The sequence below is a fragment of the Streptomyces paromomycinus genome, assembly GCF_003865155.1.
Classification (GTDB): Bacteria; Actinomycetota; Actinomycetes; order Streptomycetales; family Streptomycetaceae; genus Streptomyces; species Streptomyces chrestomyceticus.
The window spans coordinates 5,917,034-5,933,842 of the sequence record NZ_BHZD01000001.1 but is presented as its reverse complement, the minus strand read 5'-3'; the positions used below and the strand labels follow the sequence as shown (position 1 = coordinate 5,933,842).

Sequence of the window (16,809 nt, the reverse complement as noted above, 5' to 3'; positions counted from 1 at the left end):
TGAGAGGCGGTTTTCCGTCCAGCGCCAGCCCAGGATTTCCCCAGCATGACGCCCATGATCGGCCCGAAACGGACCCGAACGGACCGGAAGCCGATCACAGCCCGCGAGCCATCGAAAATGGCCGCTGACCTGTGAAAACCCAGTTACGGCAGGTTCCTCGCCATGACGATGCGCTGAACCTGATTCGTGCCTTCATAAATCTGCGTGATCTTGGCGTCGCGCATCATGCGCTCCAGCGGGTAGTCGCGGGTGTAGCCGTAGCCGCCGAGGAGCTGGACGGCGTCGGTGGTGATCTCCATGGCGGCGTCGGAGGCGTAGCACTTGGCGGCGGCGCCGAAGAAGGTGAGGTCCTCGGGCTTGCCGCCGGCGGAGATGCGCTCGGACTTGGCGGCGGCGGCGTAGGTGAGCTGGCGGGCGGCCTCCAGCTTCATGGCCATGTCGGCGAGCATGAACTGCACGCCCTGGAAGTCGCCGATCGGCTTGCCGAACTGCTTGCGCTCCTGGACATAGCCCTTGGCGTAGTCGAGGGCGCCCTGGGCGATGCCGAGGGCCTGGGCCGCGATGGTGATGCGGGTGTGGTCCAGGGTCTTCATGGCGGTGGCGAAGCCGGTGCCTTCCGCGCCGATCATGCGGTCGGCGGGGATGCGGACGTTGTCGAGGTAGACCTCGCGGGTCGGGGAGCCCTTGATGCCGAGCTTCTTCTCCGGGGCGCCGAAGGAGACGCCCTCGTCGGACTTCTCCACGACGAAGGCGGAGATGCCCTTGGAGCGCTTCTCGGGGTCCGTGACGGCCATGACCGTGTAGTACTCGGAGACGCCGGCGTTGGTGATCCAGCGCTTCACGCCGTTGAGGACGTAGTGGTCGCCGTCGCGTACGGCCTTGGTCTTCATGCCGGCCGCGTCGGAGCCGGCGTCCGGCTCGCTCAGGCAGTACGAGAACATCGCGTCGCCCTTGGCGAGCGGGCCCAGGTACTTCTTCTTCAGCTCCTCGGAGCCGGAGAGCATCACAGGGAGGGAGCCGAGCTTGTTGACCGCGGGGATCAGGGAGGAGGAGGCGCAGACGCGGGCGACCTCCTCGATGACGATGACGGTGGCCAGCGCGTCGGCGCCGGCGCCGCCGTACGCCTCGGGGACGTGGACGGCGTGCAGGTCGTTCAGGGTCAGCGCGTCGCGGGCCTCCTGCGGGAAGCGGGCCTGTTCGTCCACCTCGGCGGCGAACGGGGCGATCTTCGCCTCGGCGAGCGAGCGCACCGACTCGCGGAGCATGTCGTGCTCCTCGGATGTCCGGTACAGATCGAAATCAGCGGTTCCCGCCAAGGTTTCTCACTCCCCTGAGAGCTGACTGCAGTGCTAACTACCGTTAAGTAACCCGAATTCTAGGGGGCTGCGCGGGACCGGGGATACGTGAGTTTGCCGACAGCACCCGATCGGTACCGGCCACCGGGCCCGGGCCGCCGGGCACCGGCCGGACTATGCTCAGGCAGCGCACTCCTCCCCGTATGCACCTGGAGCACCCATGGCCCTGAAGATCACCGTGATCGGCACCGGCTACCTCGGCGCGACGCACGCCGCGGCCATGGCGGAGCTGGGATTCGAGGTGCTGGGGCTGGACATCGACCCGGCGAAGATCGCGATGCTGGAGCGGGGCGAGACCCCGATGTACGAGCCCGGCCTGGAGGAGCTGCTGCGGGCGCACGTCGCGGGCTTCGAGGGCGCCAGCGGCCGACTGCGCTTCACCACCTCCTGGGAAGAGCTGGCGGACTTTGGCGACGTGCACTTCGTGTGCGTGAACACGCCGCAGAAGCACGGTGAGTACGCCTGCGACATGTCCTACGTCGAGTCGGCCGTCGAGTCGCTGGCCCCGCTGCTGCGGCGCCCGGCGCTGGTGGTCGGCAAGTCGACGGTCCCGGTGGGCAGCGCGGCGCGGCTGGCGAAGCGGCTCGTGCAGCTGGCGCCGGCCGGTGAGGACGTGGAGCTGGCCTGGAACCCGGAGTTCCTGCGCGAGGGCTTCGCCGTGCAGGACACCCTGCACCCGGACCGGATCGTGATCGGCGTCGACGGCGGGCGGGCCGAGGAGCTGCTGCGCGAGGTGTACGCGAAGCCGGTGGCCGAGGGCTCGCCGTTCGTGGTGGCCGACTTCCCCACCGCGGAGCTGGTCAAGACGTCCGCGAACTCCTTCCTGGCCACGAAGATCTCGTTCATCAACGCCATGGCGGAGGTGTGCGAGGCGGCCGGCGGCGACGTGGTGAAGCTGGCGGAGGCGATCGGCCACGACGAGCGGATCGGCAAGAAGTTCCTGCGGGCCGGCATCGGCTTCGGCGGCGGCTGCCTGCCCAAGGACATCCGGGCGTTCATGGCGCGCGCGGGGGAGCTGGGCGCCGACCAGGCGCTGACGTTCCTGCGCGAGGTCGACTCGATCAACATGCGGCGCCGCGGTCACATGGTCGAGCTGACCCGGGAGGCGGTCGGCGGTTCCTTCCTCGGCACCCGGGTCGCCGTCCTGGGCGCCACCTTCAAGCCGGATTCGGACGACGTACGGGACTCGCCCGCGCTCAACGTCGCCGGGCAGATCCACCTCCAGGGCGGCCAGGTGACGGTCTACGACCCCAAGGGCATGGAGAACGCGCGGCGCGTGTTCCCGACGCTGGGGTACGCGGACTCGGCGCTGGAGGCGGTGCGCGGCGCCGACGTGGTGCTGCACCTGACCGAGTGGCGGGAGTTCCGCGAGCTGGACCCGGCCGCGCTGGCCGAGGTGGTGGCCACGCCGCGCATCCTGGACGGGCGCAACGCGCTCGACCCGGAGCTGTGGCGCAAGGCGGGCTGGACGTACCGGGCGCTGGGCCGTCCGCAGGCCTGAGACGGGAACGAACGACAGGGGGCCGGGCTCGTCATGAGCCCGGCCCCTTGTGGCGTTGTCGCGCCGCTCAGCCGTCGAGCTGGTCGATCGTCGCGACGGACGGTCCGCGCTCGGCCTGCACCGTGCGGGCGACACCCTCCGCGCCGCGCAGCGTGCGTACGGCGTTCTGCCAGGTCAGCTTGGCCAGGTCGGCCGTGGACCACTTCCGGTCCAGGAGTTCGGCGACCAGATTCGGGTAGCCGGACACGTCGGCGAGGTCGGCGGGGGTGAAGGCGGTGCCGTCGAAGTCGCCGCCGATGCCGATGTGGTCGACGCCGGCGACCTCGCGCATGTGGTCGAGGTGGTCGGCGACGGTGGCGGCGGTGGCCAGCGGACGCGGGTTCCCGGCCTCGAAGGCGCGGTGCACGGCCATGCCCTCGGCGGTGGTGTCCAGGTGGTGGAAGCCGTGCGCGCGCATGTTCTCGTCCGCCCGCAGCGTCCAGTCGACGGCCTCGGGCAGGATGAACTTCGGTACGAAGGTGGCCATCGCGACACCGCCGTTGGCGGGCAGCCGCTCCAGCACGTCGTCCGGGATGTTGCGCGAGTGGTCGCAGACCGCGCGCGCGGAGGAGTGCGAGAAGACGACCGGCGCGACGCTGGTGTCCAGCGCGTCGCGCATGGTGTCGGCGGAGACGTGCGAGAGGTCGACCAGCATGCCGAGGCGGTTCATCTCGCGGACGACCTCGCGGCCGAAGGCGGTCAGGCCGTGCGCGCGCGGCTCGTCGGTGGCCGAGTCCGCCCAGTCGATGTTGTCGTTGTGGGTGAGCGTCATGTAGCGCACGCCCAGTTCGTACAGCGCGCGCAGGGTGGCCAGCGAGTTGTTGATGGAGTGGCCGCCCTCGGCGCCCATCAGGGACGCGATGCGGCCGTCGGCGCGGGCCGCTTCCATGTCGTCGGCGGTGTAGGCCAGGCGCAGGTCGCCGGGGTAGCGCGCGGCGAGCCGGCGCACCACGTCGATCTGTTCGAGCGTGGCGCTGACCGCCTGGTCACCGGCGTAGTCGCTCTGTACGTACACCGACCAGAACTGCGCGCCGACGCCGCCGGCCCGCAGCCGGGGGATGTCGGTGTGCAGGTGCCCGGTCTGGTCGGCGGCGATGTCGCGCCGGTCGAGGTCGTAACGGACCTGCTCGCGCAGGGCCCAGGGCAGGTCGTTGTGGCCGTCGACGACGGGGTGCTCGGCGAGCAGCGCGCGGGCCGCTTCCAGCGAGGCGCTCACTTGCCGCTCCCGAAGCCGAACCCGGCCGGGGAGGCGACCTTGTTGCGCAGCCGCTTGCCCTTCTCGGTGGCCTGCTCGTTCAGGTGCTGCTGGAACTCGCGCATCCGGCCTTGCAGCTCCGGGTCGTGGGCGGCGAGCATCCGGGCGGCGAGCAGTCCGGCGTTGCGGGCGCCGCCGACCGAGACGGTGGCGACGGGCACGCCGGCCGGCATCTGCACGATGGACAGCAGCGAGTCCATGCCGTCCAGGTACTTCAGCGGTACGGGCACGCCGATGACCGGCAGTGGCGTGACCGAGGCGAGCATCCCCGGCAGGTGGGCCGCTCCCCCGGCACCCGCGACGATCGCCTTCAGGCCGCGGCCGGCGGCCTCCTCGCCGTACGCGATCATCTCGTGCGGCATCCGGTGCGCGGAGACGACGTCGACCTCGTAGGGGATCTCGAACTCGTCCAGGGCCTTGGCGGCGGCCTCCATGACGGGCCAGTCGGAGTCGGAGCCCATGACGATGCCGATGAGGGGGGAGCTGCTGCTGGTCATTCGGTGATGGTTCCTCGCAGGTAGCCGGCGGCGTGCGCGGCGCGCTCTCGCACGTCGGCCAGGTCGTCGCCGTAGGTGTTGACGTGTCCGACCTTGCGGCCGGGCTTCACGTCCTTTCCGTACATATGGATCTTCAGCTGCGGGTCCCGTGCCATGCAATGGAGGTACGCGGAATACATGTCCGGATAGTCGCCGCCGAGGACGTTGGCCATCACGGTCCACTTCGCGCGCGGGCGGGGGTCGCCGAGCGGGAGGTCGAGGACGGCCCGCAGGTGGTTGGCGAACTGCGAGGTGATCGCGCCGTCCTGGGTCCAGTGTCCGGAGTTGTGCGGGCGCATGGCCAGCTCGTTGACGAGGATGCGGCCGTCGGCGGTCTCGAACAGCTCGACCGCGAGGTGGCCGACCACGCCGAGTTCGTGCGCGATGCGCAGCGCCAGCTCCTGGGCCTGGCCGGACAGCGCGTCGGAGAGGTCCGGGGCGGGCGCGATCACGGTGTCGCAGACGCCGTCGACCTGGACGGACTCCACGACCGGGTACGCGACGGCCTGGCCGTGCGGCGAGCGGACCACGTTGGCGGCCAGTTCCCGGACGAACGGGACCTTCTCCTCGGCCAGCACCGGCACTCCGGCGCGGAACGGCTCGGCGGCCTCCTTGGAGGATCGTACGACCCAGACGCCCTTGCCGTCGTAGCCGCCGCGTACGGTCTTGAGGACCACCGGGAAGCCGCCGTCCCGCCCGTCGCCCGGCCACCGCCCCTCATCGAGGCGCTGCGCGCCGCCCCCGCTGATCTCTGCGGCGAACCGCTCCACATCCGTCGGATCGGCCACGATGCGGTGCCGGGGGCAGGGGGCCCCGATCGCGTCGAGCTTCGCTCGCATCACCCCCTTGTCCTGGGCGTGCACGAGCGCGTCGGGGCCGGGCCGGACGGGGATACCGTCGGCCTCCAGAGCCCTCAAGTGCTCAGTGGGGACATGCTCGTGATCAAAAGTGATCACATCACAGCCACGGGCGAAGGCGCGCAGCGTGTCCAGGTCGCGGTGGTCGCCGATGACGACCTCGCTGACCACCTGGGCCGCCGACTCCTGCGGAGCGTTGCTGAGGAGCTTGAACTTGATGCCGAGGGGGATGCCCGCCTCGTGGGTCATACGGGCGAGCTGACCGCCGCCGACCATGCCGACTACCGGGAACGTCACGCCCCCAGGGTATCCGCCCGCCCGTCGGACCCCGTCGCCGCCTTGGAGGAACGTACGAACACAAGTGCGCCACTCTCCCCGTTCCGGCCCCCGGGGATCGGCGGGGGCGGTAGGCTCGCCGCCCGCGCCGAGGGGAAGGAACGCATGAGCGAGGGCCGGATACCCGGGCGCACCAGGACCGTGGGCATCGTCGTCGCGGTGGCGGCCCTGGCCGCCGCGGTCTACGCGGTGGTCTCCCAGCTGACCGGACCCGTCGTCTTCGGCGAGGACGACCGGGAGATCACGGTCTCCTCCGGCACCCACTTCTCGATCCGCCTCAAGGACAACCCCTCGACCGGCTTCCGCTGGGTCCTCGCCGCGCCGGAACCGGACCCGGCCGTACTGCGCAGGACCGGCGGGCACTACGACGCCGACGAGCCGGCCCGCCCCGGATCGGGCGGCCTGCGCTACGTCGATTTCATGGCGCGGGGCGCCGGACATACCGAAGTGACTCTCAGGTACTGCTTCCGCTGCGGCACCCCGCAGGCCGACGAGCAGGACGAGAACAGCCGGATCCGGCGGTTCCGCGTGACCGTGGACTGACATGTTCCGTACGTCCCTGCCGTCACGGATGGCAGGCAGCACACAGGTCCCCTGGTTAGCATGAGCGTGCGGTTGCACGGGGGCGACCGTGCACAGCCGTCCACGACCGCCCACCACAGGAGCTGAACGATCACGATGAGTGAACGGAGCGCACTGCGGGCCCGACTGGACACGCTGGCCCGCGAACTCATGAAGTTCGGCGCTGTCGGGGGCGCGGGGGTCCTCGTCAACTTCGTCGTCTTCAACCTGGTACGGCACCTGACCGAGCTGCCCGTCGTCCGGGCCAGTGTCGTGGCGACCGTCGTGGCCACCGGCACGAACTACCTCGGCTACCGCTACTTCACCTACCGGGACCGTGACAAGAACGGGCGGACCAAGGAGCTGACGCTCTTCCTGCTGTTCAGCATCGTCGGCCTGGTCATCGAGAACGGCGTCCTGTACGTGGCGACGTACGGGTTCGGGTGGGACACCTCGCTGCAGAGCAACATCTTCAAGTTCCTCGGCATCGGCCTGGCCACGCTCTTCCGCTTCTGGTCCTACCGCACCTGGGTGTTCCGCGCGCTGCCCGCGCGCGAGGCCGTGGAGACCGCGGAGTCCTTCCTGGCCGAGGGCGCGCAGCCGCAGCGGGCGGGGACGGCGAGCGCGGCCGCCGGCGAGCGGGCGCGGGACTAGGGCGCTTGCGGAGCGCGGCTGAGGACGGCCGCGCGCTCGGGGCGGCCGGCGCCCCGGGGGCCCTTCGGGCTCACTCCGCCGACGGCTCGGCCTCCCGGGCGAGGAAGAGGGCGAACACCGGCGGATGCTGCTGGAGGAGTTCCAGCCGTCCGCCGTCCGCCTCCGCCAGATCACGGGCCACGGCCAGCCCCAGCCCCGTCGAATTCCGGCCACTGACCGTCCGCTCGAAGACCCGCGAACCGAGGTCCGGCGGTACGCCCCGGCCGGCGTCCGTGACCTCGACGACCGCCTGGTTGCCGGTGACCCGGGTGCGCAGCGCCACCGTCCCGTCCCCGTGCATCAGCGAGTTCTCGATCAGGGTGGCGAGGACCTGGGCCACCGCCCCCGGGGTGCCGACCGCCCGCAGCCCCTTCTTGCCGGAGCGGACGATGGCCCGGCCCGCGCTGCGGTAGGCCGGGCGCCACTCCTCGACCTGCTGCTTGACGACCTCGTCGAGGTCGAAGGCGACGGCGGAGCCGGACCGCGGGTCACGGGAGTTGGTCAGCAGCCGCTGGACGACGTCGGTGAGCCGCTCGACCTGGCCCAGCGCGATGCTGGCCTCCTCCTTCACCGTGTCCGGGTCGTCGGTGAGGGTGATCTCCTCCAGCCGCATGGACAGCGCGGTCAGCGGCGTGCGCAGCTGGTGGGAGGCGTCGGCGGCGAGCCGGCGCTCGGCGGTGAGCATCCGCGCGATGCGCTCGGCGCTGGCGTCCAGCACGTCCGCGACCCGGTCCAGCTCCTGGACCCCGTACCGGCGGTGGCGCGGCCGCGGGTCGCCGGAGCCGAGGCGTTCGGCGGTCTCCGCGAGGTCGGTCAGCGGCGCGGTCAGCCGGCGGGCCTGCTGGACGGCGAGCACCACCGCGGCCAGGATCGCCAGGATCGCGACGGCCAGGATGACCAGCAGCGTCCGGCCGATCTCGGCACTCACCGCGGAACGCGGTTCCTCGACGGTGACGGTCTCGCCGCGGTCACCGTGCTGGGTCGAGGCGATGACGTCACCGGCCGGCCGGGAGCCGATCTCGATGCGGGCCCGGCCCGGCACCTTGATCTCGGCGTACCGCTTCGCGGTGATCTGCTCCGAGAGGATCTCGGGCGTCAGTTTCTCGCCGCTGCCCAGCCTGCTCTCCACGATGCCGACGAGCCGTACGGCTTCGGCGGCGACGCTGTCCTGCGCCCCCGACTGGATGGTGCGGGTCTCCACGATGACGAGCGAGACGCCGAAGACGGCGATCACCACGAGCACCACGGCGAGGGTGGAATTGATCAGACGGCGGCGCACGGTGTCCTCCGGGCGGGATGCGTTCTTTCTTCTGCTTCTTCCCGCCCGGCGGCGGGTCTCAGCTCTTCTCGAAGCGGAAACCGACGCCACGCACGGTGGCGATGTAGCGCGGGTTGGCCGCGTCGTCGCCGAGCTTCTTGCGGAGCCAGGAGATGTGCATGTCCAGCGTCTTCGTGGACGACCACCACGTGGTGTCCCAGACCTCGCGCATCAGCTGGTCACGGGTGACGACCCGGCCGGCGTCCCGCACCAGCACCCGCAGCAGGTCGAACTCCTTGGCGGTGAGCTGGAGTTCGTCGTCACCCATCCAGGCGCGGTGCGACTCGACGTCGATCCGTACGCCGTGCGTGGCGGGCGGCTGCTGCGGCTCGACGGAGGAACCGCGGCGCAGCAGGGCGCGGACGCGGGCGAGCAGTTCGGCGAGCCGGAAGGGCTTGGTGACGTAGTCGTCGGCACCGGCGTCCAGGCCGACGACGGTGTCGACCTCGTCGGCGCGGGCGGTGAGCACGAGGATGGGGAAGGAGTGGCCTTCGTTGCGCAGCCGGCGGGCCACCTCCAGGCCGTCCATGCCGGGCAGGCCCAGGTCGAGGACGACCAGGTCGATGCTGCCCTGCAGACCGGCGTCGAGCGCCGTGGGGCCGTCCTCGCGCACCTCGACTTCGTAACCCTCGCGGCGCAGGGCGCGGGCGAGCGGCTCCGAGATGGACGCGTCATCCTCGGCGAGCAGTACACGGGTCATGGGCCGATGGTAGTCCCAGGTCTTACCTCCCCGGGCGGGACCCGGTACGCCCGCGGGTGGCCGGAAAACGTCCCGCGGACGGCGCGCCGGCGGCGTCCTCGCGGCCGGCGGGTGATCACGGGGCGGGGCGTACGGCGCGGGCCCGGACCTCCGTACGGTTCCCGGTCGATCATGTGACCGTTGTCTCACTGGTCCCATCGGTGCGGTTGCTGGACGTATGGTGTCCCAACGTCCGTAGCACAGCCTCGGGACCCGTGACGCTCAAGAGCCGTCATCGGTCCCTGTTGTGTGCGGGGCCGGTACCACCGGTCCTGCTACACAGTGAATGACCTGTCGACCGGGTCCACCGCGCACACAGCACGGGGGCGTGGATCCCGGTGTCGCGAGTGTCCTGCCGATTCCTCTTCCAGTGGCGTCGGCCCCCGAGGACGTGGGGGCGGGCAACGTGACGCCGGTGCCGGTCAGCCGACCCGGGCGCGCTGCGGTCTCCTCACGCGTCCCGAGCACACCTAGGAAGCACCATGGCGTCCAGCCTGACGAAGGACGCCGGCGCGCAGGGGAACCCTGTCAGCGACGGCAAAACCTTCTTCGGCCACCCCCGCGGACTGGCCACCCTCTTCATGACCGAGATGTGGGAGCGGTTCAGCTTCTACGGCATGAGGGCGCTCCTCGTCCTCTACCTCATCTCGGGCGGCGCCGACGCCAAGGTGGGCGAGCAGGGCGGCGGCCTGGCCATGACCGCCGCGACCGCCTCGGCGATCTACGCGGTCTACATGGCGATGGTCTACCTGCTCGCCATGCCCGGCGGCTGGTTCGGCGACCGGGTCTGGGGCCCGCGCAAGACCGTGATCATCGGCGCGTGCGTGGTGATCGCCGGTCACCTGACGCTGGCGCTGCCCGGCCAGGGCACGTTCTTCGCCGGTCTGGCCATGGTGGCGCTGGGCTCGGGTCTGCTCAAGGCCAACATCTCCACGATGGTCGGCCAGCTCTACGACGGCCCGCAGGACCCGCGCCGCGACTCCGGCTTCACGATCTTCTACATCGGCATCAACCTCGGTGGCGTCTCCGCCCCGCTGGTGGTCGGCACCATCGGCCAGAGCATCAACTGGCACGTGGGCTTCGCGACCGCCGGCCTCGGCATGGCGCTGGGGCTGGTCGGCTTCCTGTTCGGCACCCGCAACCTGAACCCGCGCAGCAACGAGGTACCGACCCCGCTCACCCGCGAAGAGCGCATGGGCTGGCTGCGCAAGGGCCTGATCTGGACCGTGATCGCGGCCGTCTTCTACGGCATCGTGGTGGCCACCGGGACCTTCACGCTGAACTGGGCGCTGATCCCGATCAGCCTGCTCGGCATGATCATCCCGATCTCGGTCCTGGTGCGCATCAAGCGCGACAAGGAGCTGACGCAGACCGAGCAGACCAAGGTCAGCGGCTACATCTGGTTCTTCGTCGCGGCCGCGATCTTCTTCATGATCTTCGACCAGGCCGGCTCGACGCTGAACGTCTTCGCCGACAAGAACACCGCGGACACGGTCTTCGGCCTGCACTTCCCGTCGACCTGGTTCCAGTCGGTCAACTCGGCCTGGGTCCTGGCGCTCGCGCCGCTCTTCGCCGCGGCGTGGACGGCGCTGGCCCGGCGCTCGAAGGAGCCCAGCACGGTCGTGAAGTTCGCGATGTCGATGCTGCTGGTCGGCGCCTCGTACTTCGTGTTCATCGTGCCGATGCAGATGTCGTCCGGCGGCGACAAGGTCAGCCCGATGTGGCTGATCACCGTCTACATGATCCAGACCATGGGTGAGCTGTGCCTCTCCCCGGTCGGCCTGTCGGTGACCACCAAGATGGCCCCGCAGAAGTACGCCAGCCAGATGATGGGCGTGTGGTTCCTCGCCGTCACCACCGGTGACTGCGTGGTCAGCCTGATCTCCCTGGCCGGTGCCGACCTCAGCGGTGTGGGAGTGGTGGCGTCCGAAGCGGCCCTGGCCGTCCTGGCCGGTGTCGCGATCTGGATGTCCCGCAAGAAGATCGAGGCGTCCATGGGTGACGTCCACTGACGCTGACGTAGCGCGTCCCCTGTACGCGGAGGGGCTCGGTGCCATGGGGCACCGGGCCCCTCCTGCGTTGTGCGGGGCCCGGTCGTGCGCGCTCAGCGCCGTCGCAGGGTCCGGCCGGGTACGAAGGTGAAGACCGCGCCGCCCAGCAGGACCACCGTGCCCGCGATCAGGGCGAGGGCGCGCAGGCCGCCGTGGTCGCCCGCGCCGGTCTCCGCCAGGCCGCCCGACGTGCCGCCCGCGCTCGCCGGGCCCATCGAGCCGCCGGAGCCGCCGGACGTGCCACCGGACGCGGACGAGCCGCCGCCGGTGCCGCCCTGCTGGGCCGTCGTGTCCAGGGCGAGGGAGACACCCGGGTCCTTCTCCGGGGTGCACGTCGTGGTCGTCCCCAGGGCGTTGACGGTCAGCACGCCCGGCGTCAGGGTCGCCTTCCCGGTGGCACCCGGGGTGTAGGTGCCCTTCAGGTCGGGGATCGCGATCGGCTGTCCGGCCTTGATGGGTTCCGTGTTCGCCGGGCCGCCGGCTGTGACCGTGCCCTTGTCGGCGCCGCCGACCCGTACCTGCATGGACGGCTTGACCGCGCCGGCCGGGATGTCCGCCGGGCTGTCCATCACCGACTTCGCGAACTTCACGGTCAGGTCGTAGGCACCGCCCTTCTTGGTGGCGTCGATCTGCACCGGGGAGGTGGCCTTCTTGTCGCCGATGGGGGTCTTGCAGGCGTACGGGACCTGGACCTGCTTGCCCGTGTAGGAGGTGCCGTCGGGGTCGCCTCCGCCGCCGGAAGAGCCGGAGGAGCCGGAGGAGCCGGAGGAGCCGGAGGAGCCGCCTGTGCCGCTCGTACCGCCGCCGGTCGAACCGCCGGTGTCCGAGCCGCCCGCGGAGCCTCCGGTACTGCCGGTGCTCGTACCGCCGCTCGCCGTGCTGCCGCCCGTACCGCTGCCGCCGGTGTCACCACCGCCCGTACCGCCCCCGGTGGTGCCGCCCGAGCCGCCGCCGTCCGTCACCTTGATCGTGGCGGCGGGCCGCACCTCCTCCTTCGGGGTGCACTTCGTGTCGGTGGAGATCGGCTTGTTGACGTTGATGTTGTAGAAGCCGGGCGCCAGGGTGATTTCGCCGGGCTTCTCCAGCTTCAGGGTGCCCTTCATGTCGGAGAGCTTCATCGGGCTGTTCTTGGGGATCGGCGGGTTCTGCCGCGGTCCCTGGACGCTCAGCTCGCCGCTCTGCGCGCCGCCCACCTTGATCTTCCCGCTGGGCTGCACGGTGTCCTTGTCCAGGTCGAGGATGTCGGGGTTCTTGGACGCGGCCTCGACCGTCCGCCACACCACCTCGACCTCGTCGCCGACCTTCGCCGTCGCGGGCGCGGTCACCTCCACCTTGGTGGTGCCCTGGATCGCGGGCAGTCCGGAGATCGGCGGCGGTACGCACTCGGTCCGGTACGCCGTCTCCGCGGCACCGGCCGGTCCGGCGCTCGCCAGAATGCCCGCACCGGCGAGCATCAGGGCGAAGCCGCCCGCGCTCGCTCTACTGCGTTGCCTCAGCACGTGGACCATCACGGGGAACCTTTCGACGTCGGCGGGTCGGTGGGTGGTGCTGTGGTGGCGGACGGTGCGGTGTCCGGGGTGAACCACGGCAAGGGTGCGGCGGCGTCGCCGTCCGCGGGGGCGGGCTCCGCCGTGCGGGGCGCGGGGGCGCGCGGACCACGGTGGCGCCCGGCGGCCGCCGCACGCCGGGGAGCCCGCGGTACGGCCTTCCCCCACGGCCGGCCCTTCGTACGGGTGGCTCCCGGGCGCGGGCGGACCCGGTCGACGACCGCCATGCCGATACGGAAGACGGCGGCCGGCACGACGACGCACAGCAGGATCCAGAACAGCGTCACGCCCCAGGGCCGCCCGACGCCCCACGGCTGCTCGGCGAGGACCTTGCCGCCGTACTTCAGTGACACGAGATAGTCGCCGTGCGCCCCGGCGGGCAGCTCCACCGGCAGTTCGATCCGCTGCTTCCGCCCGGCGGGCACCGTCCCCTGCCACGGCCGCTCCTCCCACTGCGGGGCGAAGACGCCGTGCGAGGTGCCGACCTCGAAGACCGGGTCCTTGGCCGGGGTGGCGCCGACGTTGCCCACGGTGACCACGAGCCGACGCCGCGCCGGTGCGCCGAACCAGGTCAGCAGGCCGCTGGAGCCTTCCAGCCGGGGCGGCGCCAGGACGCTCAGCCGTCCGCCCGGCTCCGCCCGCGGCAGCGGTGCGACCGGGTGCCCGGCGACCGTGAACGGGGCGTCGGCGGTGGCGGGCGCGCCGGTCACGGTGGCGGCGTGCACCACGCACGGGCAGGGCTTCGGCGGCTCCGCGACCGGGAGATCCTTGCGGAAGGAGCCGTCCGGGCCGGTGGTCACGGCCCGCCCGTCGCCGTTGGCGCACGCGTTGGTGCCGCCGATCATGTTCTGTCCGCAGATGAGCAGGGTGAGCAGCGTCCCGGGGCGCCAGCCGCTGCCGGTCACGGTGAGGGTGCCGCCCTTGCCCGCTTCCTGGGCGGAGAGCTGGATACGGGGAGCGGCGGCTGTCTGCGAAGCGGGGGCGGCCTGAGGAGCGGGGGCTGTCTGCGGAGCAGGGGCTGTCTGCGGAGCGGGGACGGCCTGAGGAGCGGCTGATGCCGCGGCGGGTACGGGCAGCAGGACGAGGCAGAGAAGGACGATGAAGGGGCTCATCCGGCCGCTCATGCGTCCGCCCCGGCCCGGGAGGCTGTCACAGAGGCCGCACAGGGCTCCTGTGACGGCCCCTGTGGCGCTTCCGGCGCCGGAGCGCCGTGCCGAAGCCCCGACGTCCGCCTCCGGCGCCGTACGCGCCACAGGGCCGCTCCCGCCAGCAGTCCCAGGGGCGGCAGCGCGGCAGCACCCCATGGCACCGCCGTGTAGGAGGCCCCGGCCGTCCCGCGCGCGCCGCCTGCCGCCGTGGCCGTCAGCCGGACGTCCACCGAGTCCAGCGCGGGCGGATCGGGCCACGGCTCGGTCAGCGGGACCTGGTGGCCCGGCGGCAGCGTGACGGGGAGGGTGTGCGCTGCGCGGCGCAGGGCCGGTCCGAAGAGCCCATCGGCGTCGACCGCGAGACGTGGCGTGAGCGTGGTGTTGCCGCGGTTGACCAGTACGTAGCGGATGACAGCAGCGCTTCCCCGACGTTCCACCGCCACGTCCTCGACGCTCAGCGCGGCGAGCGCGGGCCCGGTCACCCGCAGGTGCACCGGGACCGTGGCCGTCCTGCCGCCCCCTTCGGCGACGAGCGCAGCCGGGTGGTCGCCCGGGGTCGCGTCCCTGGGGACGGTCACGGTGAAGGGCACGGCCGCCCGGGTGCGCGGCGGTACCCGTACCTCCTTGCCCGCCGTGGAGATCCAGCCGCCGGACCCGGTCGGCCCGCCGCGCAGCCGGAGCGTCACCGCGCTGCCGCCGGGGTTGGTGAGCGACAGCCGGTCCTCCAGGACCGCGCCGGGGGCGCCTTCCAGGTAGAAGTACGGGCGGTCCTGGGCGCTCGGGCGCGCTCCGCCTCCCGGGGCGGGCGCGGCGGTCCACCGCCCGCCACCCGGGCCCGGGGCGGAGGCGGACGGGCCCGGGGCGGACGGGCCGGGGACGGGCGCGGCGTACGCACCGGCCAGGCCGGACGAGCCGGGGACGGGCGCGGCGTACGCACCGGCCGGGCTCAGCAGCGCGACGGCGGTCGCGAGCGCTGCGCCCGGGACCACCGAGCGGGTACGGGACGGCATCGGCGGCTCCTGGGGCTGGTGCAGGTGCTGTGCTCGTACGCGTGCGGGGCGGGGCGGGAGGGTGCGGGGCTCCCGGGCCGGGGGCGGCCTCAGGCGCGCTTCTGGTTGCGCCGGGTCAGCCAGAGGACGCCTGCCGCGCCGGCGAGCAGCACCGTGCCGCCGAGCGTGCCGAGGGCGACGGCGGAGTCGGCCGGGCCGGTCTGCGGCAGCTCGCCGCCGCCGGAGGTGCCCGCCGAGCCGCCGGTGCTGCTCCCGGAGCCGCCCGTGGTCCCGCCGGTGCCGCTGCCGCCCGTGGTGCCGGAACCGCCCGTTCCGCCGGAACTCCCCGTTCCGCCCGCGCTCTTGACGTCCAGGGTGAGCGACGGCTTCGGGTTGTTGACGGGCGTGCAGGTGGTGGTCGTCCCGAGGGCCTTGATGGTGAGCGTCGAAGCGGTGAAGGTGACCTTGCCGCTCTTCTGGGGCGTGTACGTCCCGCTCAGGTCACTGATCTTGATGGGCGTGTTGGCGGGGATCGCCTTGTCGTTGGGCGGCCCGGACACGGGCACGGTGCCGTCCTCCGCGCCGCCCACCTTGATGAGCGCGCTCGGCTTCATGGCGCCCGCGCCCAGTTCGACGGGGCTGGAGGAGACGCCCTTCTGGAAAGACATCACGAGCTTGTACGCGCTGCCGCTCCGGGTGCTCCTGATGTCGATGGGCGAGACCGCGCCCTTGTTCCCGATCGGCGTCTTGCACTGGTAGTTGACGTCCACGACGTCGGCCTGCGCGGCCGGCGCGGTGAGCAGGACCGCGGACCCCGCCGTCAGCGCCACGGCCGCGGCCAGGCCGGCCGCGCGGCGGCGGGGGCGCGCGGCGTGCTGTTCGTAGAAGCGGGCCACCTTGAGTTCCCCTTCTCGCGGTTGAGCGCCGCCCGATGTTACTGACGGCACATCAGATCGGTGGCTCAAGGTACGCCGGGGACCTTGTCGAGGGAAGTCACAGAACAGGCCGGATCCGTACGGCGCGGGACGCCGGGGGAAGGCGGGGAGCGCGGAGAACGGGGCGGGAGGGGCGTAGGGGGCACGGGGTGCGTACGAGGCAGAGGGCGCGGACGCGTCACCGGGCACGTACGCGTCACCGGCCGCTCGGCCACGGAGCCACGCCGCCCCGGTCGCGCCGCCCCGGCCGTACGTCGCCGCACGCCGCGCCCCGCCGCCCCGGGGCGCGAAGGAGGGCCCCGCCCAGGGGCCCTAAGAGGGAGCCGCCAGCTCCGCCCACACGGTCTTGCCCGTGCCGTCGGGGTTGCGTACGACCCCCCAGTCCAGACACAGGCGCTGCACGATGAACATGCCGTGTCCGCCGGGCCGCCCCGCCCGGTGGGGGGTGCGGGGCGCGGGCGAGCCCGCGCCGAGGTCGGTCACTTCGATGCGCAGCACCTTGGCGTTGCTGCGCAGCCGGAGTTCCTCGGGCCCCTCGGCGTGCAGGCAGGCGTTGGTGACCAGCTCGGAGACCACGAGCAGGACGTCCTCGGCGGCCGCCCGCTGGTCGGCGCCGGCGGCCGGGAGCCAGCCCCAGTCGTGGAGGGCCTGCCGTGCGAAGTCACGGCCTCGCGCGACGGCTCCCTGCACACCCGCCAGGCGCAGCCTGCGGATCTGGCCGGCCGGCACGGCCGGGGAGGCGGAGGGAGCGCCGGCGTTGCCCGGCTCCGGGCCGAGGTCGCCCGGCGGGTACGGCCGGGTGGTGCTCATCAGCGCTTCACCTCACCGATTCGCCATTTCACGGATAGCGGTTACCTGACAGATTCAACAGATTCAGATGTCTCCTGCCCGACGGGACCGTGAGAACACCCACTTCTTGGGTACGGAAGTTGTGACGCGGGCAACGCGC

Annotated in this window: 15 protein-coding genes; 4 read left to right on the top strand and 11 right to left on the bottom strand. The window is 72.0% G+C overall.

Annotation, left to right across the window (positions count from 1 at the left end; all coding sequences use genetic code 11):
* Positions 1–143: 143 nt before the first annotated feature.
* Positions 144–1,316, bottom strand: a complete 1,173-nt coding sequence (locus OEIGOIKO_RS25420) for an acyl-CoA dehydrogenase family protein (RefSeq protein WP_125055956.1) — start codon at positions 1,314–1,316, stop codon at positions 144–146.
* A gap of 199 nt (positions 1,317–1,515) precedes the next feature.
* Between OEIGOIKO_RS25420 and OEIGOIKO_RS25415 the strand changes: the two genes are divergently transcribed.
* Entirely contained in the window at positions 1,516–2,856 is a 1,341-nt protein-coding gene (locus tag OEIGOIKO_RS25415; protein ID WP_125055955.1) for a UDP-glucose dehydrogenase family protein, read from the top strand.
* A 67-nt stretch (positions 2,857–2,923) separates the two neighbouring features.
* Here OEIGOIKO_RS25415 and OEIGOIKO_RS25410 read toward each other — a convergent pair whose 3' ends face one another.
* The 3 genes from OEIGOIKO_RS25410 to OEIGOIKO_RS25400 are packed head-to-tail and all read right to left on the bottom strand — an operon-like array spanning position 2,924 to position 5,840.
* A complete protein-coding gene (locus OEIGOIKO_RS25410) occupies positions 2,924–4,111 on the bottom strand; it encodes a dipeptidase (RefSeq protein WP_125055954.1) in 1,188 nt (395 codons plus the stop codon).
* Positions 4,108–4,647, bottom strand: a complete 540-nt coding sequence (purE, locus tag OEIGOIKO_RS25405; protein ID WP_125055953.1) for a 5-(carboxyamino)imidazole ribonucleotide mutase — start codon at positions 4,645–4,647, stop codon at positions 4,108–4,110. The genes OEIGOIKO_RS25410 and purE overlap by 4 nt, the downstream gene beginning before the upstream one ends.
* Complete coding sequence (locus tag OEIGOIKO_RS25400) at positions 4,644–5,840, bottom strand: 5-(carboxyamino)imidazole ribonucleotide synthase (RefSeq protein ID WP_371858963.1); 1,197 nt, start codon at positions 5,838–5,840, stop codon at positions 4,644–4,646. Before OEIGOIKO_RS25400 ends, purE begins: the two co-directional genes overlap by 4 nt.
* 144 nt (positions 5,841–5,984) lie before the next feature.
* Here OEIGOIKO_RS25400 and OEIGOIKO_RS25395 point away from each other — a divergent pair, with 144 nt between their 5' ends.
* The gene (locus OEIGOIKO_RS25395) at positions 5,985–6,422 is read left to right on the top strand and encodes a protease inhibitor I42 family protein (protein WP_125055952.1); all 438 of its coding nucleotides are present in this window, start codon (positions 5,985–5,987) and stop codon (positions 6,420–6,422) included.
* A 135-nt stretch (positions 6,423–6,557) separates the two neighbouring features.
* On the top strand, positions 6,558–7,094 hold the full coding sequence (locus OEIGOIKO_RS25390) for a GtrA family protein (RefSeq protein WP_125055951.1): 537 nt from the start codon (positions 6,558–6,560) through the stop codon (positions 7,092–7,094).
* A gap of 70 nt (positions 7,095–7,164) precedes the next feature.
* On the opposite strand, the gene OEIGOIKO_RS25385 is transcribed toward OEIGOIKO_RS25390, so the two are convergent.
* A complete protein-coding gene (locus tag OEIGOIKO_RS25385; protein WP_125055950.1) occupies positions 7,165–8,412 on the bottom strand; it encodes an ATP-binding protein in 1,248 nt (415 codons plus the stop codon).
* Between the two features lie 58 nt (positions 8,413–8,470).
* Positions 8,471–9,151: a response regulator transcription factor gene (locus OEIGOIKO_RS25380; RefSeq protein WP_030021664.1), complete on the bottom strand. Its 681-nt coding sequence runs from the start codon at positions 9,149–9,151 to the stop codon at positions 8,471–8,473.
* A gap of 521 nt (positions 9,152–9,672) precedes the next feature.
* On the opposite strand from OEIGOIKO_RS25380, the gene OEIGOIKO_RS25375 reads away from it, so the two are divergent.
* On the top strand, positions 9,673–11,202 hold the full coding sequence (locus OEIGOIKO_RS25375) for a peptide MFS transporter (RefSeq protein ID WP_125055949.1): 1,530 nt from the start codon (positions 9,673–9,675) through the stop codon (positions 11,200–11,202).
* A 92-nt stretch (positions 11,203–11,294) separates the two neighbouring features.
* On the opposite strand, the gene OEIGOIKO_RS25370 is transcribed toward OEIGOIKO_RS25375, so the two are convergent.
* From OEIGOIKO_RS25370 to OEIGOIKO_RS25350, 5 genes are all read right to left on the bottom strand, one after another.
* On the bottom strand, positions 11,295–12,749 hold the full coding sequence (locus OEIGOIKO_RS25370) for a hypothetical protein (RefSeq protein WP_246177531.1): 1,455 nt from the start codon (positions 12,747–12,749) through the stop codon (positions 11,295–11,297).
* Positions 12,749–13,900 carry a hypothetical protein gene (locus OEIGOIKO_RS25365; protein WP_246177530.1) on the bottom strand — a complete coding sequence of 384 codons (1,152 nt, stop codon included), beginning with the start codon at positions 13,898–13,900 and terminating at the stop codon, positions 12,749–12,751. The genes OEIGOIKO_RS25370 and OEIGOIKO_RS25365 overlap by 1 nt, the downstream gene beginning before the upstream one ends.
* 8 nt (positions 13,901–13,908) lie before the next feature.
* Entirely contained in the window at positions 13,909–14,946 is a 1,038-nt protein-coding gene (locus OEIGOIKO_RS25360) for a COG1470 family protein (protein WP_125055948.1), read from the bottom strand.
* A gap of 89 nt (positions 14,947–15,035) precedes the next feature.
* Entirely contained in the window at positions 15,036–15,821 is a 786-nt protein-coding gene (locus tag OEIGOIKO_RS25355) for an LPXTG cell wall anchor domain-containing protein (protein ID WP_125055947.1), read from the bottom strand.
* 351 nt (positions 15,822–16,172) lie between these two features.
* Positions 16,173–16,670, bottom strand: a complete 498-nt coding sequence (locus OEIGOIKO_RS25350) for an ATP-binding protein (RefSeq protein WP_031009363.1) — start codon at positions 16,668–16,670, stop codon at positions 16,173–16,175.
* Between the last annotated feature and the right edge of the window lie 139 nt (positions 16,671–16,809).

What these genes read in the sequence shown, in the direction of transcription:
- OEIGOIKO_RS25395 (WP_125055952.1), top strand. Translation starts at nt 5,985, where the DNA reads ATGAGCGAGGGCCGGATACCCGGGCGCACCAGGACCGTGGGCATCGTC.
- purE (WP_125055953.1), bottom strand. Translation starts at nt 4,647, where the DNA reads ATGACCAGCAGCAGCTCCCCCCTCATCGGCATCGTCATGGGCTCCGAC.
- OEIGOIKO_RS25370 (WP_246177531.1), bottom strand. Translation starts at nt 12,749, where the DNA reads ATGGTCCACGTGCTGAGGCAACGCAGTAGAGCGAGCGCGGGCGGCTTC.
- OEIGOIKO_RS25375 (WP_125055949.1), top strand. Translation starts at nt 9,673, where the DNA reads ATGGCGTCCAGCCTGACGAAGGACGCCGGCGCGCAGGGGAACCCTGTC.
- OEIGOIKO_RS25415 (WP_125055955.1), top strand. Translation starts at nt 1,516, where the DNA reads ATGGCCCTGAAGATCACCGTGATCGGCACCGGCTACCTCGGCGCGACG.
- OEIGOIKO_RS25390 (WP_125055951.1), top strand. Translation starts at nt 6,558, where the DNA reads ATGAGTGAACGGAGCGCACTGCGGGCCCGACTGGACACGCTGGCCCGC.
- OEIGOIKO_RS25380 (WP_030021664.1), bottom strand. Translation starts at nt 9,151, where the DNA reads ATGACCCGTGTACTGCTCGCCGAGGATGACGCGTCCATCTCGGAGCCG.
- OEIGOIKO_RS25360 (WP_125055948.1), bottom strand. Translation starts at nt 14,946, where the DNA reads ATGCCGTCCCGTACCCGCTCGGTGGTCCCGGGCGCAGCGCTCGCGACC.
- OEIGOIKO_RS25365 (WP_246177530.1), bottom strand. Translation starts at nt 13,900, where the DNA reads ATGAGCCCCTTCATCGTCCTTCTCTGCCTCGTCCTGCTGCCCGTACCC.
- OEIGOIKO_RS25350 (WP_031009363.1), bottom strand. Translation starts at nt 16,670, where the DNA reads ATGAGCACCACCCGGCCGTACCCGCCGGGCGACCTCGGCCCGGAGCCG.